The following is a 16,316-nucleotide window of genomic DNA, read 5'->3' as shown; positions in this document are numbered from 1 at the left end:
AATCAATATATTAAATAAAATCATTGCTTTTTATAAATAATTACTGCTAATATAAGATATACATTAATTTTTAAATTTGTATTGGAAAGTATTAAGCAAGGTATGTAAATAACAGTTATTACTCGCTCCGCTCATATAACGTTATTTACCTTGGCCTCAACGCTCCCGCATTTCGTCGGTGATTGAACGCTCCGGCATTCAATTAAAATAATAACAATAAAGACAAGAGAAATGATTCAAGCTAAGAAATATATCGGATAACTAAAAGCACTTGTCATAACGCAATAGGTAATCGTTATGACTTCAGAAAATACAAGTTCAAGTCAAAGAAAAATTCGCTACACAGTCTACTTAAATGAAGACGAAAATACTCAGCTAAGAAATGATGCTATCAATGAAAAAGGCTTCGGTCCGAAAGCGGTTGGTCGTTACATAAGAGAGCAAGTATTAGCTTCCCTCAGCATCGCTGAGAGTGGTCCATCTATAATTATCCCTCCTGTTAATGAACAATCAGCCAAAGATTTAAGAGGCGCTGTCGTTAATCTAAATCAAACTGTAAGAGTTTTAAATACAATTGCTATGTCATCTTCAATTGGCACTCAAGTAGAGCATGCAAATAAAGTATATAAAAATACATTAATAATAAGTAAAAGATGTAAAAACCTTTTCGATTTTTCTTCAGGAAATGTTGAAAACAAAAATGCATTAAAGATGTTAGCAACAGAACAACTTGAGATTGCTGATGTTGAATCTATTTTGGCCTCAATGAAAAAGAGGGCTAAATAATGATCGCTGAATACGTAGAAAAACCTGCTGGTAATAATCGCGGCCACGCTAAGAATTTACTTCCGTATGTGTACGGTGCTACTAAAGATTGCGCTCAAACAGATAAAAAGCACGTTCATACAGGTATTAAAGAGAAAATTCACCATATCGGCTGTTCGGATAACATATGCATAGTAGATCCACTGCATAAGATTAAAAATGGTAAGGTCGTTAAAATAGAAGGCTCAGAGGCTGATTTGAGCGAAATGATAAATACATTTGATGAGAGCGAATCTAAGAACGAAAGAAGTAAATTTCCGCTTGAGCACATAGTATTGAGCTTACCTGAGGATGAAGAGCTATCTATCAGTCAGTGGTACGAAGCAGTTCAGATCTTTATTGATGAAATGGGCTATGATAATTGCACTTGGGCAGCTACTTTACACGAAGACACATCTGCTCAACATGCTCACATCGCAGTTTGCAATATCAGTAATAAGCCACCTCACAACAGCGTAAATCCATCAAATAAATTTAAGTTTGCAGCAGCAGCTCGTACCAAAGTCGAAGAAAAATTCGGGCTTTCTCACACAGCAAATCCTTTTGAAGACAAGATTCAAATTAAAAATCCTAACCTTTCAAAAAATCAAATTAAGAACCATGTACGTGTTTCAATTGACGAAGTAATGGAAGCAAACCCAAAGATCACACTACCTCAATTTCAAGCTGAGATGATGAAAAAAAACATCGGTGTGTTCGCTAATCTTAAGTCTCATGAGACTCAAATTCAGGGCCTAAGCTTCTCATACGCAGGCACTAAAATGACAGCCTCGCAACTAGGTAAAGGTTACAAAACAAAGGACCTAATTAAAGATGGCTTGAATTACGAAATTTTCAGAGATTTAGATCAAGTTACTGAATTTAATGAAGCTGAAAAACTTAGCTGTGAAATGTTAAAAGCTCATGATGTTGAGATAGAAAGATTCACTGAATTACTTTTAGCTAAAGAAAAAGAAAATGCTAGTAACTTACTTCAAACATTTAGAGTTGAACCTGATGAAATCAGTGAGGCAATGAGTCATTTTAGTTCAGAGTTTTATGTGGTTTCACTAATGAGTCAGGATGATATTCAGTCTACATATCAGAACAAAGAGACACACTCATTTAGTCCACTAGCTAGTTCATTAATAAACGCTTCATATCAGTCAATAAACTGGATGTGCTGTATCGCATTTGACCCGCACGGATTAAAATCACTGAAAATTAGAAATGAAAGACTACAAAGAGAACTAATAAGAATTTGGATGAAGGTATTAATGATGCTTTTGAGTCCAAACAAACCTAGCTGCTACAACAAGAATCGCACCTTGCCAAAGCGAGGATATGATCTAGGCCCTTTGAATTCTCGCTTTAATAATTCATCAGTAATTATCTTAAGTAAGCGAGAAATGGCTACAATGCTCTACAGTGGACAGACAATTAGAATCAGGAGTAACGTTGAGCACAAAACAGAAAGGTTCGCTGCTCTTAATAAGAAAAACCAGGTCATGTTTATTGATAGAAAAGTAGGTGGCGGTAAAGTTGCTAGTTACGAAAATGAATTATCTTTCTAGTCCCTCACCCGCCAGAGAGAATATTAATTAGTTTAATATATATAAAACATTGCACCAATTAAACAATGATAATTATTTTAAAGTATAGTATTGAGTTTTATTTAGATTTTTAGTATATTAATAGTATGGAATAAATAAATATGAGGATACAAATAACCAATAAACAGGCACTTAAATGAGTATTCACTTTAAACTCAATAGAGACGCAACTATAGTCACTATCAGCAGACATTACTATGTCGATAATCAACGCAGAACTACTAAGTTAGGAACGTTAGATTTCACTTCTGATCATATCAACTTATCAAATACATTAACTAAAGACGAACAAGAAAAAGTTATTTTTTGGATCAACAAGCAAAAGCAATTAATAGAAAAAGCTTATACAAGATATTCTCGACTAGGCTTAGTTGGTGGTACTCCTGTTGTCGCAGAATCAGGAAAGTACAATTTCCAATTCAAAGATTTACCAGGCTGCAACCTAGAATCCCCAACTTATTCTTTTTTAGGCTGCATAAAAGGTGCAAGAAAGCTCTCTCTCGATATTAATGCTCCTGACACAATCGAAATGGAAGAGATTATTAATAACAAAGAATTGACTACTGTTGCCAAAAGCATTATTGGCGCTTTTTGTAAAAAGTTGATTTCAACCCCAAAACTTTTCGCTCACAAAATCTATGCTAGTGATGACATAGAACAACTGATAGAAGCAAACCTGTTGATCTCAAAGTTCATTACAGCATCCAAGATAAAGCAGGCAAGAGTTAGGGCCAACGGCATTGAAGAAAGAGTAGATCAGTATTTTAAAAAATTAATGGCTACTGATGAAGGTTATTTGATTGGTAAGAGATTAAAGGTTAGCACGTTACTTAAGCAGAAAAATAATCCACAAGAACAAGAACCTAACTCACCAAAACTTATTCCTGTCACTCAAGATGAACGAGCAGAATTAAATAGTGATACTAATTTCAACCGACTATACGTAGAAAAACCTCAATTAAAACATAAAATAACAAGTGATACCTCCCTAAGAAGAATGAGAGAGAAGTTAGACAAAATACATGGAACAAATTTCGGCTAAGCCGAGAGAAATAATAATAAGGTAAAACCATGAAAGAACTAGAAAAGTTGAAAGCACTAAATAATACAATTAAACATTTATTACCAGAGCCATTTGATATCCAGCTTGAACAATTACTAAACAAAAAGGTTAACAGTTGCTGGGAAGGTAATGTAAAAGGATTTTGGTTAAAAATCCCCATTGATGAACAGACCCAATTTAACCGCTCAATTACAAGAGCAAAAATAGAGATTAGTTTTCTTAAACCAATAAAGGATTCTCAAATCAAATTCGAGTTCACTAAAGGTTATAAAGGTTACTTATCAGATGAAGAGAATGATATTAATGATATTGTCATGGCTCTTCACAATAAAAATTTGGTTGCAAGTAATTCAAAACATTTGATCGATACTATTTTATTTACACTAAATATTAATGTTTTAGATGAAGATTTTTTAGCTAGACAAATTTATTTAAAGCAGGAACAAGATTTAATTAGAACATTGCGAAAAATCCAAAGTCAACAAGTTGAAGAAAAAGGATTAGAATTTCTTTTATCAATTGCAGATAAAGTATCTAATTTAGATAAAACAGAATTAAGAGAAATATATGAAAATAAAGGGAAGTTTTTTCAAGAACTTCGTGACTCAGAGGATTTTATTCTCAACACAAAAAAATTAAAAGCTGCTGAACAAGCTTACTTGAACACATAACAAAGCACAGTAGCATTACTGGCAATATGGGCATGGGTCTAGTCATAACTCGTGAGATTTCTTTCCATCAATAGAGCTTTTGCGAGTCTAATTTGTAGAGTTATGGATATCAAAATATTTTGAAATTCCAGTCACATTATGGGGTGGTTATATGGGTTCAAACTGCACTTAGTCACTAATTTTAAAGGTGAGATAGTTGATGCTAAATTAACGACAGGCAACGTACACGACACTAAGCCGATAAGGACTATATTAGCAAAAAGTTAACAGCCAATTTAAAAGAAAAGGTGTCGACCTGATCACAACAGTTTGCAGTAATATGAAAGCAAAAGCTATGTCATTATGGGGTAGAGCTATGTTATCAAGGCGTTTTATTATTGAAACGATAAACGACCAACTAAAGAATATTTCTCATATTTAGCTATTTAAATATGACACAACATCAAAGATTGTGTCATCATTAGATTGAATATCTTACCTAGATTTAAAAAGGAATTAACAATGAAGCTAAACATGTCTTTGCTTATAGCTTTAAGCTCATTACTTTTGATGTCTAACGCAATAGCTGACTGCTCTAAACACAAAAAAAGCTGCATCGGTGCTGGTTGCGAAATATCTAACGTAAAATATGAACAATGTATTGCTAGCAAAGATAATAAAAAAAACACTGCTAGTGCATCAGGAAAAAGAATTATCGTAACTGGTTCTTCGATTAGTAGATGGAGTTCTTCTGAATTTAAGGGAGTTTACTTTGATTTTAACTATCAATATGAAATGCAATATTGGACATTACTCGGTGAACCTGTAGTTACTTGTAGCGTCATCTGGACACCAAAAAATAAAGAGAGTTATACCTTTCAAGAAAACGGAAAAGTATTAGATATTAACGTACCCGCTTCAGAACTATCATCACCACCCAAAGTTACTGACATAGAATTACTTATACCCATACATCACACTTTACATAATTTTACCAATACCAATTATGTAAAGTGTGATGGCGGCGCTTTGGGAACGGCAGGTAAGAAAAATTTTACAACGCCAGAAAGCCCTGCTTGGAACAAAATACTTGCCAGAAACATTATGACGATAACGTCAGAGAACTTTATTAATTTAAATTATTCGTTTATACCAAGTACCGAAGCCAAAACACTAACGAGTCAAATCTTAAAGAAAAGTAAGGGAATAATAACGGATAACGGTGCAGTTATTCTCAGTGCAAAGTTCAATACCTCTGCCTATGATGAATGGCTGCGGAAAAAAAATAAAAAAGAAACTAAGTCGGCTGAATTAGAAAAGGAAGAAGATGATTTTTGGTCTGGAAAAAGCTCGAATTCAAGTGATGAAGAAATAAATGACAACAGCTCAACAAATGATAATGACTTTTGGGCTGGAGGAACAGAAGAACCATCAAAGGACAGTTTTTCAGACGACAATGAATGGCTAAAGAAAGGTGAAAGTTCTGATAAAAGTGAGGATTTCTGGGGAGGCGGAAGTGAATACACCAGAGAGAAGCTGTTACATGAAATGAAAATATATTCACCTAAAGATAACATTACAACTAACAATAAAGTGCAGTGGATTAGCGGTAAAGTACCTAAAGGCAAGAACGCAGATAAAGCTAGGTTTTATATTGAGGTCAATGGTAGACCACAGAGCTTCGAAGTTGATGGTCAAGGTCAATTTCGTTCTGCCGCAGTCATTGAAAGTGGTATTAATACTGTTTCCCTAGTAGGTGAACTAGCTGAAAATAGGGTCAAAATAGCTAGAACTATAAACTATACTGGAAAAATTTCTAGATTGCGTGCGACTTTAGTGTGGGAAAATCAAGGGGATATAGATTTACACCTGTCAGGTCCAAATGGTATTCATATTTCTTATCAAAACAAATCATTTAACCGTGGTGAAAATGAAATCAATCTAGATGTCGATAATACTAGTGGTTATGGCCCTGAAAACATATCTGTAGTAAACGGTATAGAAGGAGATTATCGTATTAGTGTTGTAAATTATGGGAATATTAATAAAGCAAATGTCACAGTGCACCTGTTCCTTAATGGACGTCATCATAAAACCATCAATCATACATTTAATGGTGAACGTGAATGGCTAGTAGATACTGTAAAAATGGGTAATTAAAACAAATAACGTGATTACGAAAGAAACCGACAATATACCCACTTATCCAAATAGAGTAAGGTAGTAAACTGATTACCTGTAAGTTGCACAATACAAAGGAATTGATGTGAAAACCTTTTTATGTTTAATGTTCGTGTTGAGTAGTCTTAGCTCGTATGCGAACACGCAGAACTTCAACACAGGTCGTTCTGAGCAAATTAGAGTTTTATCTGAGAAAATATGCCTACAATATGTCGGAGATACTAGCCAAGTTGCGGACAACATCAACAAAGTCATAATAGGGCATTTGCAAGAGTTGGAAGACAAATTCAATAATATAGGTGATGGTAAAAAACAGCTCGCCCCAACAGCTCTATAGATTAATAGATATTTAAACAAAAATAAAAAGTACATGATGTGCAAAGGAAAAAACGGCTCTGTAACACATTACTTGGCTGAAGCATTTAGGCAATGTGTTTATGAAGAGGTATTTGATGTTTATTTGTTAGGAGAATTACTCATTGATGAAGATACTTTTATCGATGTAAATGCCCTGAGCTATACAGCTCCACCAACAGGTCATGAGCCAGAAACCGTCTTGGATTATATGTATAGAGAATTTCACTATTGGGAAAACAAAAGTGAGGAAATAAAAGATGAACTATGGGATCTCATCGAAACTTTCGAAAGCCCGCCATGGAATGCAAAAAGATATAAAGATTTATCTGAACAAGAAATTGCCGACTTAACTTAACGACTGGCAATGTGCTCGACACAAAGCCAGTATTAGCATTAGCTAAAAACCTCAAAGGAAAAATGTGTCGGCTTAATAACGACCGTTCTTACACACGCGAATGCATTTCCCGAGTCTGCGCTTGAGGATTTCTAATGATGTTAAATTTTCTTAAGCGTTTTAAATGTATTTTATCTCAACTCAACCAACTCAGTAGCGCAGAAACCGAATAAAATTAATTTCTAATACCGCCAGTAGCAGCTTTAGGTTTAATGATTAATGGTTTATTGTCTGGTGTTAGTTTTTTCATTATAGCCTCACGTACGATGTTATACGCCTCTCTCGTCACTGTTTTTTTCACTTCATTTCCGCAGATACCGCTTAAAAACTGAGTAAAGCGAAGTTTAAATTCTTTTTCTACTGCCTTTTTATTATCACTGGTTAAATAGTCGGTTAAATCTAACTCTAATGTTGCTTGATTGGTTTGTTGAATACTACTTGATGCACTTAAATTGAGCATATTTTTTGTTGAAGGGTCAATAAAAAATTCAGCTGTAGTTAATGGTCCGCTGTACTTTTTTCTACAATCAACAACACCACTATTTGGTGTTTCGAAACTCTCCCCTGTTATTTTTACAATACTTCCATCGGTTTGATAAAATTCAGCTTTAAAAAACGGATAACGTAGCTCTGCTCGCGTTATATTCCCATGGTTGTCACTAGAGAACAAATCAGAAGCAAATTCCTTTTCAATACCTGAGATCAATGGCTTCTTTTTAGTGCCTGAAACTGAATCACCACTGACTATTTTTGTTGTGCCATCACTGCTTTGGTAAAATTTTTGTTCTATGCCTAAGCGTTTAGCTGGCAATGTAGATGCATTTTGTATTTTCCATTTAATTCTAGCGATGCCTGCTTTAGTGAATTTTGTTTTGTATGAAATAACAATAACAGGACGCCCTTCACTGTCATGAAAACTTTTATACTCTCCCCAATCGGTCCAAGGAGTGTCATTAGATGCTAAAGCGAAAATTGGGATTATCAAAAGTAATATGGTAATAAGTTTCATACTTAGTCCTTTTTTATTGTTTTAACTGACTTACTTATCATTTCTAGTGTAACACTTAATCTTATTTATTTTTTGGTTTAACATTTACGTAGTTCTATTTGAAGATGTGAACAACTGAAGGTAACACTAGCTCTGACTATATTAGGTTATTAATACAGCCTTTATTTTTTAAGTAAGTATTACACTAATTAATATAAAAATCACAATATGAAGGATTTACTATGCTTTTATCTAAAACAATATCTACTGCCCTACTATCTTTAGCAACCATCTTAATATTGTTCGCAGCGTTACCTGTAAGTGCAAAAAACAATCAACCATGAGGCTTTGTGGAATGCAAATATCGCAGTTTACTCCAATGCCTTTTATAACGCATAAATGTACAGTGACGGTGAAGGGAAAGTGCTTTTTTCTTTTGGTAAGTTTCAAAAGGTGAACTGAACACATAGTAGTGGTCAATGACTTATTATTCAATTCATCACAGCTAAAAACTGCGCTAGTGACTATTTTATTGCCTGTTTTATTACCAAATAGTGAATTTTGCTACTGCAAAAATAGGTTATTAGGGTGATTGGCTAAATATGTTTCTTCTATCTCACGCGCCTTGGGATGTTGAACATAGTGAATATATTCTTGAAATAAAAAATAAATATCGTCTTCATCCAAAATGATAGGTGCTTTATTGCAAGCGATAGCCGTTAATAACTCAAAACCTTTGTCTTGGTTTAAATGTGCCAGTGATATCGCGGTAATAAATAAGGTATCGCCATCGAGAGTCGTTAAATTCTTCTTGATGTCTTCTAGCGCTTCTTCACAACCCGCCCATGCTAAGTACAATAACTCTTCCGGAGAGAATGGTACTTTTGTTTCAGCAGGGGCATCTTCCTCATCAGTTATGGCCACTTGAGCAATAGCAGCAAGTTCGTCATAGCTATTATATTTTAACACCTTACGTAGCGTTTCAATTCCTTCTAATAACGCATTTCCCATTGAGCAATCGAGATGATAAAAGTGTTTAACTAAAAACTCATGCGAACATTTTTCTTTTTTACTTGCGGTTAATTTCATGAGTTGTGTTATTCCTTTATCGCTGACTTTTCAATTGCGTAAGAATATCGGTAATGGTGCCATTGCCCGCACCATCTGGGTCGTAATGATTATGTTCGAACTCATGCCTAATTTCATTCACATAGATAATAAATTCATTAAAATAATCTGCCTGCTGAGTGCGTCCTTTTAAACAATCACTGGCATATTTATTATTAAACATCCATGCACACTCTTTCACAAAATAGCTGGCCGCTTTTACTAGCTTAAAGTTGTTATGGCCTGAGGTGCTTTCAATGGCATTACTGACCAAAGATAAGTTATTCACTTCTACACTGTCGCAAAGTGTATTTATCACCTCGGCAAACTGAGCCAACTCTTGGTCACTAAATGATTGGTTAGATAAATTTTTAGCTGGCTTTTTGAGCGCATTAAAACGCTTAAGAAAATTAAACATAATTAGAAATCTTCAAGGGCATACTCAGGGAATGCTTTGGCGAATGTAAGGTATTTTCCATCCACTGCCTATTCAAGGGATGATTGTAAAATTTTTAGCCCATTAAAGTTATAATAGGCAGCTAATAACTCAGTCTTTTACTATTACTCTTTTTTGATTTTTAGCTCTTTCAACACCTCTGCAAAGGGGTTGTTGTGTACATGAGGTGCACGATCATTTAATGCTTTGTAATCCTGCTTTTTATACTGCAATTTCGCGTCTTTTTTAACAAAAGCAACCGCTCGTTCATCACACGCCCCAATTTTGAGAAAATTGTCTTGTGCTTCGCCTAACATTAATCGATTAGCCATACTGCCACCTTCAGGGTGCTGGGTTCCATCATCTTCCCAAAAACATACGGGGCAAATCTCATAACAATCGCGTGCAGACAAGGTTAAATACTCGCAACAGGGGCAGGCAAACAATTCGTCGGCGTTACTCATTACTCATTCTCTTTTTTGCTCATTATGTTCATTGTACATGGCTAATATGTTTAACGATGGTTTGTCTGCGTTAACTAACGCCTGTGCCTTATCTATTTCGCTCAGGTATTGGTGTTTATCAAAACATAAGGTTGGAAAGTCTTTATAGTTCCAATATAGGCCATCTGCCTTTTTGTCTTTGTCGCTTCGGTGCGAGTTACGCCATTGCCCCCAAAACACAAAATCATCATAGCTTGTGACAAAGCCTTGAAACACCCAACATGACCATTCACCACAATCACACGCATAAGGCATAAAACGTTTTGTTTCATTTTGTGTCACTATCATACTGTGCATAATATCTTCACAGCCCAATGCTGCGGTGTAAGCGCCATTGATTCGGTCATGAAAACGCTTTTCAAAGTCAGCAATATTATCTAAAAAACAAACCCCATCAATATACACATTAAATATCATGCCTAACCCCCGGTAATGTCCAGCAGGTTTTAACGTTAAGTGATTTAATCCCGATAAGGCATTGTGTTTCTCATTCATAGACAGTTGATACTCATTTACTATAAGGATATATGCTTACTTTTTGATTGAAGCAACTTGAAAATCCAATGAACGACATTTAGTAAAACCCTTTTTTAATTATTCATCTCAACGCAGAGCCAAGGTTTCATCTCGTTGATAGGTAAATTTTCGATTAAATAGCTTATCATTAATTGTATTCACGTTGGCAAAATACGCATCATATCGAAGGTAATAGGGTTTTTGAGATGCACCTGATTCCGTTCGGCGCCTAGAGTAGTAATTCACCCTAAACACAGCAGTCTCTTCAGGTGCCAATGTGAATAAATTTGAAGGACGCTCCCAAGTACTTTCACCTATCTTTGTTTTATCATGACTGCAATCAATTTTGTTTTTTCGTGTAAAACGTTTAGGGGTATATACTTCATGTTTTTTTGAAAAGTGAATCGTTATATCACCCGCTTCCTTGGTAAAATAAAAAGGACAATCATTATGTGCTTTCATTGAATAAGGCTGAGCCTGACCTGACTGATTTACTTTAAAGTTATCCTCGTCACTAATGTTCACTAAATGGATAAACACATCTGAATTGTCAGCACAAGAAATTAAGGGTAGGGCCTTTCTAAACAAAAGGCGGTTTGATTGCCTATCTTCATTTAATGGGATGCTTTCCCATACTGTTTTTATTATTTGTACGTAAATCAATTTTTTGAATACCCAGCTTTCCCATTCACTACAAGCACCAGCATAAGATATAAAGTGTTTTGTGTCATTTTCTATCACCTTTATATTGTGTAATCTATCGTCACGGCCAATGCTTTAATGAAAGCGCCATTAACACTCGTTAATCTATGCACAGCGGGTTACAAAAATGCTTTGCAAACATAAGGCATAGGTATCTGGCGCTTACTGCGTGTAGGCAAACTCGGGTCGCTACTCATTAGGTTGCTGTATTGGTCAAATATATTATGGTGAAACAGGCAACGCTTCACTTCATCTGTTTGTGATGTTTTAGCTGCTATTTCTACTTCACCTGATAAGCAACCTGAAATTGTTCCTTCTCTTAGGGCAAAAACAAAATCACCGTTTTCATACAGTACTTCTATGTGGTCGATAAAATACTCTTCAAAGACTTCACCAACCTGAGCGTTGGCTTGGTTATTAATGAATTTTTCAGAGTCAAAAAAAACAAAATAAGGATGCCCTTCATCGGTAAATACCGCATATAAATAACGCCCGTTTTCAGAAAAACCAACATAACCTAATGAGGCTAACTGTTCATCAGAAAAGTGCTCCAATAGGGTGATATCCCCGATTTTATTTTTCACAAACAGCCCATGCATTTCACTATATTGCGGCTGATAGCTTTTGCTGTGAAGTATGCATAACTGGCTTTGACTAGGCTCAGGTTTATCCGTTGGAATATTGATACAATGAATATCGTCAGTTAAGTCAGGGCTATTAACGGCTTGCTGTATTGCCTTATGCTTAGTTTGCCAAGCAGCCGAATAATTAGCTGGGTTATTGCTACTTGCCAGTTGTTGGTTGCTATTGGCTTGAGCGCTTAAGATTAAAAGTAAGCTGAAAAACAGGACAAACCGGCTTAGTAAACAGTTAGTGATTGTCATTATAATTTTTTGCCTTAATCGTCGCTTGTTTTTCTTGCTCAGTTAACTCATGGTAGCGTTTGCCGCCTAGGTCACCTTCGAAGAACTCAATAAGGTCTTTAATTTCCTTGCGCATTCTATCTGCATTTGCAGGGTTTATCGACTCACGGTCCATGTAATCCAATGTTAATTCTGGCTTGCCCGGTCCGCTCTGGGTGTTTTCTTTACCGGCGGTGTAGCTAATGGCATTGATATCAACAAACAGGCTTTCATCATCGAGTAATAAGTAGTCAAACATAAACACATTAAAAAGTTGGTCGTAAGCGCCATGCCGAAAAGATTCAACCATGTAACCCGTATCATCATCACCACAGGTCATGTAGTGTTTGTTGCGATTTAAAAACGTCACCATTTGTGTGGGCGTTGGGTTGCTGATTTTCTCGTATTTCTTCATGTGGTTAATCACTGAGCGTTTTACGTTTTCGGCTACTTTAGAGGCATTAGATGTGTAGTAAGCACAAATTTGATTCGCTAATACGTCAACCTTTTCAGATGGCACTTGAGGTGAGGTTTTATTTGCTTGTTGTTTAATTGGTTGTTGTTTATTTGACTCAAGGGTTTTGTTATCGCTTGAAGCAAGTGGTTCAGTGGGCGTAGCGTGAATTGAGAAGGCACTTAGGTATGCAAGTACGAGTAATAAATGAATGCGCATTTTCAAGGGTTAAGTCCTTTTTATTGTTATATGGTTTTAACGTAGCTTAGTTAGACTAACACATTTTAATCCTATTGTTTTTTTGAGTGCGAGTTCAGAAAGTCACATCAATTACTGAGTAAATACTTAATGAATAATATAAGGGAAGAGTATGGGCTAGCAAAACTTTTGACCGTCCGCTTCTCACAGCTGAACTTCACAGAAGTGCCAATTATGGTCCTTTAACAATCACTAATATACATTGTTCCACCTGAACAAATTGTATATTTTTTCACTCACCACCCAAGTCGTAGATATTGATAGGATTTATTAGCGCTAGAACGCTGACGATAGTATTACTAAATGATTCATAGTAATCGTCATTATCTTCTTTCATTTCAATACGTTTACTAAGTCTTGCAACTTCAGCTAAGTATTTTGCTTCAAATAGTTTCTCTGAAAAGGATATTGAGTCAGATAACATCTGTTGTAGTGCATCTCTTTCGCCTAGATCAGACTTATCACCATCCCACGGACAAATATCATTATTTAAAAGGAATGACAGTTTACGTTCGATTATTTGATGCAGCGTAATCCCGCTTGCAGGTGAATCACTCATACTTAACTGGAACCTCGGCAAAAATACAACGCGCTAACAATGGACAAATATCAGCTGGTTAAAATAAGCGATGCTGGAGCAAAAACCAACTATTGCTTGCCCTGATTTAGTTGCGCAGAACAACTATTGCTTTTTTCATATCAATTACCGCTTATTACATCGTTAAATTACAACTAGTCACGAGCGAAATGTGGCTAGGCGATTTCCACAAAGGAACATTCACTGCAATCATTATACTTCTAGGACTAAACGAAAACCGAAAAAGAAATAATGTAAGTCAGAAGAAAAATCACGTCGAAATGCAGAGCGTAATTTAGACTTATCTTCGCCCCACGAGCCACCACGGACGATACGGCTGCCACTACAATTACTGCCACTCCACTTGCTACGTTTATCACGAGAACCATATTCATACCCATGCGGACAATCATCTGTCCACTCCCATACATTTCCATGCATATCATATAAACCAAAATTATTGGGGAGATAGGATTTAACCGGTACCGTTTGACTAGCATTTCCACAGCCCCCATCCAAACTACCATATTTTGCTTGCGAACAATTTATATCATCGCCCCAACTATATTTTGTTTGACTTCCTGCTCGTGCCGCATATTCCCACTGCTCTTCGCTAGGAAGTTTAAATTTGGATCCACCTTTAGTTCTTGCCACTTTATTTAACCAAGGAATAAATTGCTCTGTAATGTCATCATAACTGACAAAAATCACCGGGTAATCTCCACGTCCCCAACCTTGATCACGAGGGTTGTATGAACAACCACCATCAGTAACACATGCATCCCACTGTTCAAAAGTGACTTCCGTTGCCATCATAACAAAACTACTTAGCTGAACAGTGTGCACAGGCTTTTCGTTACTTTGGCAATCAATTCTACTAACACAGCCCATTTGAAAACTGCCAGAAGGAATAACAACCAACTCTCCTGTATAAGCCTTAAAAGAACTTAGCTCTTCGATTATTCTCTTTGGCTTTTCTCTGGCAATACGTTCTGCACGCTCTTTAGCTATACGGGCCGCTTTCTCTCTGGCCAACCGATTCGCTCTAACCTGTTCCCTTTGTTTTTGTGCGTCGATTATTTTATCAACTTTTATTAAATAAGACGAAACTTCACGCGCTAATTCATCTCTGGCTTTAAAGCCAAAAAAAACATCAATTTCAGCTTTAGCCTCAATGAATTTTTTTTGCTCAACGTAAGTTTTAACTTTAAGTGCAGACAGCATGGCATTGCTTTTACCTAAAAGAGATTCAACCTTTGCAATCGCTATTAGCGCATCGTCGTATTGCTGACTCTCAAACGCTTCTTGTGCAGCAAAGAAGTAGGCCTTGGCCTGATTATTTTTAGAGGACTGAGCATGCGATGCTATAGAAAAGAATAGAAGATATAAGGTGGCCAATATAACTATATTTTTCATGCTAAAAGTCCTTTTTATTATTGTTGATTTAAAACTGTTTAGAGGTATAACAAGTGGTTGTTTACTTTACTCATTTACCTATTTAATTATTACACAATAAAAATAATAATGCCATCACTTGACTGCATACCTTACCTGGATTGTAAAAGGATTTAACAATGAAGCTAACCATGTTTTTGCTTATTGCCGTGAGTTCATTACTTTTCATATCTAACGCTATAGCTGACTGCTCTAAACACAAAAAAAGCTGCATAGGTGCTGGTTGCGAAATGTCTAACGCAAAATATGAACAATGTATTGCTAGCGAAAACAATAAAAAAACACAACTAGCACATCGGGAAAACGAATCATTGTCACCGGCTCAGCAAATAGCCTGTTACAGGAATCAGCTTTTAAAGGTGTCTACTTTGATTTCAACTACCGTTATGAAATGCAATATTGGACATTACTCAGTGAACCTGTAGTTACCTGTAGCATAATCTGGACACCAAAACATAAAGAGAGTTATACATTTCAAGAAAACGGAAACATATTAGATATTAACGTACCCGCCTCGGAACTATCATCAGCACCCAAAGTTACTGACATATAATTACTTATACCCATACATAATATTACTTATACCCATACATAATATTACTTATACCCATACATAATATTTTGGGAAATTTTACCAAGACCAATTATGTAAAATGTGATGGCGGCGCATTGGGATCGGCAGGTAAGAAAAACTTTACAACGCCAGAAAGCCCAGCTTGGAATAAAATACTTGCCAGTAACGCGATGGCTCTAACGTCAGAAAACTTTATTAATTTAGATTTTTCCTTTATGCCAAGTACCGTAGCCAAAACACTAACGAGTCAACTATTAAAAGCAAGTAAGGGAGCGATAACGGATAACGGTGCGGTTATTCTCAGTGCAAAGTTCAATACCTCTGCCTATGATGAATGGCTGCGGAAAAAAAAATAAAAAAGAAACGAAGTCGGCTGAATTAGAAAAGAAATAAGATGATTTTTGGTCAGGCGAAACAAGTGAGTCTAACGACGAAGTAACAAGCAACAAAAATACTGAAGACGATGATAGCTTTTGGACAGGCGATATAGATTTACATCTAAAAGCTCCTCGAGGTGCCCATATTTATTATAAAAATAAGTCGTATTTTCACGATAGCAATGAAATGCATCTTGATGTTGATAATAAAAGTGGATTTGGCCCAGAAAACATTTCAGTAGTTAATGGAGTCGAAGGTAGCTATCACATCAGTGTTGTGAACTATGGTAGGGTAGATAATGCCAAAGTGACAGTCCATCTCTTTCTGAACGGCGAACATCACAAAACATTACATCGTACTTTTCGTGGTCACCATGAATAGAAGTTAAATCCAATCAAAATATA

The 16,316-nt window shown here is 35.9% G+C and carries 20 protein-coding genes and 1 pseudogene; 11 read left to right on the top strand and 10 right to left on the bottom strand.

Annotated elements, in window-relative coordinates; genetic code table 11:
• Window positions 1-297: 297 nt before the first annotated feature.
• The 8 genes and pseudogenes from ABXG98_RS01985 (at window position 298) to ABXG98_RS01950 (ending at window position 7,023) form a co-directional block, all read left to right on the top strand.
• Window positions 298-786: a hypothetical protein gene (locus tag ABXG98_RS01985; protein WP_353537002.1), complete on the top strand. Its 489-nt coding sequence runs from the start codon at window positions 298-300 to the stop codon at window positions 784-786.
• Entirely contained in the window at window positions 786-2,378 is a 1,593-nt protein-coding gene (locus tag ABXG98_RS01980) for a relaxase/mobilization nuclease domain-containing protein (RefSeq protein WP_353537001.1), read from the top strand. The genes ABXG98_RS01985 and ABXG98_RS01980 overlap by 1 nt, the downstream gene beginning before the upstream one ends.
• Before the next feature lie 175 nt (window positions 2,379-2,553).
• Window positions 2,554-3,459 carry a hypothetical protein gene (locus ABXG98_RS01975; RefSeq protein WP_353537000.1) on the top strand — a complete coding sequence of 302 codons (906 nt, stop codon included), beginning with the start codon at window positions 2,554-2,556 and terminating at the stop codon, window positions 3,457-3,459.
• Between the two features lie 29 nt (window positions 3,460-3,488).
• Entirely contained in the window at window positions 3,489-4,151 is a 663-nt protein-coding gene (locus ABXG98_RS01970; RefSeq protein ID WP_353536999.1) for a hypothetical protein, read from the top strand.
• Between the two features lie 138 nt (window positions 4,152-4,289).
• Window positions 4,290-4,569 (top strand): annotated as a pseudogene (locus ABXG98_RS01965) (transposase); the annotation flags it as partial.
• An 83-nt stretch (window positions 4,570-4,652) separates the two neighbouring features.
• Window positions 4,653-6,290, top strand: a complete 1,638-nt coding sequence (locus ABXG98_RS01960; RefSeq protein WP_353536998.1) for a DUF2135 domain-containing protein — start codon at window positions 4,653-4,655, stop codon at window positions 6,288-6,290.
• A 106-nt stretch (window positions 6,291-6,396) separates the two neighbouring features.
• A complete protein-coding gene (locus tag ABXG98_RS01955; RefSeq protein WP_353536997.1) occupies window positions 6,397-6,648 on the top strand; it encodes a hypothetical protein in 252 nt (83 codons plus the stop codon).
• Window positions 6,649-6,720: 72 nt separating this feature from the next.
• A complete protein-coding gene (locus tag ABXG98_RS01950) occupies window positions 6,721-7,023 on the top strand; it encodes a hypothetical protein (RefSeq protein WP_353536996.1) in 303 nt (100 codons plus the stop codon).
• Window positions 7,024-7,237: 214 nt separating this feature from the next.
• On the opposite strand, the gene ABXG98_RS01945 is transcribed toward ABXG98_RS01950, so the two are convergent.
• From ABXG98_RS01945 to ABXG98_RS01900, 10 genes are all read right to left on the bottom strand, one after another.
• Complete coding sequence (locus ABXG98_RS01945; RefSeq protein WP_353536995.1) at window positions 7,238-8,071, bottom strand: hypothetical protein; 834 nt, start codon at window positions 8,069-8,071, stop codon at window positions 7,238-7,240.
• Window positions 8,072-8,614: 543 nt separating this feature from the next.
• Window positions 8,615-9,139, bottom strand: coding sequence for a hypothetical protein (locus ABXG98_RS01940; RefSeq protein ID WP_353536994.1), 525 nt, complete (start codon window positions 9,137-9,139; stop codon window positions 8,615-8,617).
• A gap of 16 nt (window positions 9,140-9,155) precedes the next feature.
• A complete protein-coding gene (locus ABXG98_RS01935; RefSeq protein ID WP_353536993.1) occupies window positions 9,156-9,575 on the bottom strand; it encodes a hypothetical protein in 420 nt (139 codons plus the stop codon).
• Window positions 9,576-9,718: 143 nt separating this feature from the next.
• The gene (locus ABXG98_RS01930) at window positions 9,719-10,057 is read right to left on the bottom strand and encodes a CPCC family cysteine-rich protein (protein ID WP_353536992.1); all 339 of its coding nucleotides are present in this window, start codon (window positions 10,055-10,057) and stop codon (window positions 9,719-9,721) included.
• A gap of 3 nt (window positions 10,058-10,060) precedes the next feature.
• Complete coding sequence (locus ABXG98_RS01925; protein WP_353536991.1) at window positions 10,061-10,591, bottom strand: hypothetical protein; 531 nt, start codon at window positions 10,589-10,591, stop codon at window positions 10,061-10,063.
• A 108-nt stretch (window positions 10,592-10,699) separates the two neighbouring features.
• Window positions 10,700-11,353 carry a hypothetical protein gene (locus ABXG98_RS01920; protein WP_353536990.1) on the bottom strand — a complete coding sequence of 218 codons (654 nt, stop codon included), beginning with the start codon at window positions 11,351-11,353 and terminating at the stop codon, window positions 10,700-10,702.
• A gap of 80 nt (window positions 11,354-11,433) precedes the next feature.
• A complete protein-coding gene (locus tag ABXG98_RS01915; RefSeq protein WP_353536989.1) occupies window positions 11,434-12,198 on the bottom strand; it encodes a hypothetical protein in 765 nt (254 codons plus the stop codon).
• On the bottom strand, window positions 12,185-12,889 hold the full coding sequence (locus ABXG98_RS01910; RefSeq protein WP_353536988.1) for a hypothetical protein: 705 nt from the start codon (window positions 12,887-12,889) through the stop codon (window positions 12,185-12,187). Before ABXG98_RS01910 ends, ABXG98_RS01915 begins: the two co-directional genes overlap by 14 nt.
• A gap of 271 nt (window positions 12,890-13,160) precedes the next feature.
• Window positions 13,161-13,487: a hypothetical protein gene (locus tag ABXG98_RS01905; protein ID WP_353536987.1), complete on the bottom strand. Its 327-nt coding sequence runs from the start codon at window positions 13,485-13,487 to the stop codon at window positions 13,161-13,163.
• A 231-nt stretch (window positions 13,488-13,718) separates the two neighbouring features.
• Window positions 13,719-14,921, bottom strand: a complete 1,203-nt coding sequence (locus ABXG98_RS01900) for an SUMF1/EgtB/PvdO family nonheme iron enzyme (protein ID WP_353536986.1) — start codon at window positions 14,919-14,921, stop codon at window positions 13,719-13,721.
• Between the two features lie 158 nt (window positions 14,922-15,079).
• Here ABXG98_RS01900 and ABXG98_RS01895 point away from each other — a divergent pair, with 158 nt between their 5' ends.
• From ABXG98_RS01895 to ABXG98_RS18980, 3 genes are all read left to right on the top strand, one after another.
• A complete protein-coding gene (locus ABXG98_RS01895; protein ID WP_353536985.1) occupies window positions 15,080-15,385 on the top strand; it encodes a hypothetical protein in 306 nt (101 codons plus the stop codon).
• A gap of 196 nt (window positions 15,386-15,581) precedes the next feature.
• Window positions 15,582-15,890: a hypothetical protein gene (locus tag ABXG98_RS01890; protein WP_353536984.1), complete on the top strand. Its 309-nt coding sequence runs from the start codon at window positions 15,582-15,584 to the stop codon at window positions 15,888-15,890.
• Between the two features lie 130 nt (window positions 15,891-16,020).
• Window positions 16,021-16,293, top strand: a complete 273-nt coding sequence (locus ABXG98_RS18980; protein WP_502901530.1) for a DUF2135 domain-containing protein — start codon at window positions 16,021-16,023, stop codon at window positions 16,291-16,293.
• The last annotated feature ends 23 nt before the right edge of the window (window positions 16,294-16,316 follow it).

This window comes from Colwellia sp. KU-HH00111 (genome assembly GCF_040362745.1).
Classification (GTDB): domain Bacteria; phylum Pseudomonadota; class Gammaproteobacteria; order Enterobacterales; family Alteromonadaceae; genus Colwellia.
The sequence above is the reverse complement of the archived record's forward strand: the minus strand, read 5'-3'. Positions and strand labels throughout refer to the sequence as shown.

Coding starts and splice junctions, on each gene's coding strand:
- ABXG98_RS01985 (WP_353537002.1), top strand. CDS start 298: ATGACTTCAGAAAATACAAGTTCAAGTCAAAGAAAAATTCGCTACACA.
- ABXG98_RS01980 (WP_353537001.1), top strand. CDS start 786: ATGATCGCTGAATACGTAGAAAAACCTGCTGGTAATAATCGCGGCCAC.
- ABXG98_RS01975 (WP_353537000.1), top strand. CDS start 2,554: ATGAGTATTCACTTTAAACTCAATAGAGACGCAACTATAGTCACTATC.
- ABXG98_RS01970 (WP_353536999.1), top strand. CDS start 3,489: ATGAAAGAACTAGAAAAGTTGAAAGCACTAAATAATACAATTAAACAT.
- ABXG98_RS01960 (WP_353536998.1), top strand. CDS start 4,653: ATGAAGCTAAACATGTCTTTGCTTATAGCTTTAAGCTCATTACTTTTG.
- ABXG98_RS01945 (WP_353536995.1), bottom strand. CDS start 8,071: ATGAAACTTATTACCATATTACTTTTGATAATCCCAATTTTCGCTTTA.
- ABXG98_RS01940 (WP_353536994.1), bottom strand. CDS start 9,139: ATGAAATTAACCGCAAGTAAAAAAGAAAAATGTTCGCATGAGTTTTTA.
- ABXG98_RS01935 (WP_353536993.1), bottom strand. CDS start 9,575: ATGTTTAATTTTCTTAAGCGTTTTAATGCGCTCAAAAAGCCAGCTAAA.
- ABXG98_RS01930 (WP_353536992.1), bottom strand. CDS start 10,057: ATGAGTAACGCCGACGAATTGTTTGCCTGCCCCTGTTGCGAGTATTTA.
- ABXG98_RS01925 (WP_353536991.1), bottom strand. CDS start 10,591: ATGAATGAGAAACACAATGCCTTATCGGGATTAAATCACTTAACGTTA.
- ABXG98_RS01915 (WP_353536989.1), bottom strand. CDS start 12,198: ATGACAATCACTAACTGTTTACTAAGCCGGTTTGTCCTGTTTTTCAGC.
- ABXG98_RS01910 (WP_353536988.1), bottom strand. CDS start 12,889: ATGCGCATTCATTTATTACTCGTACTTGCATACCTAAGTGCCTTCTCA.
- ABXG98_RS01905 (WP_353536987.1), bottom strand. CDS start 13,487: ATGAGTGATTCACCTGCAAGCGGGATTACGCTGCATCAAATAATCGAA.
- ABXG98_RS01900 (WP_353536986.1), bottom strand. CDS start 14,921: ATGAAAAATATAGTTATATTGGCCACCTTATATCTTCTATTCTTTTCT.
- ABXG98_RS01895 (WP_353536985.1), top strand. CDS start 15,080: ATGAAGCTAACCATGTTTTTGCTTATTGCCGTGAGTTCATTACTTTTC.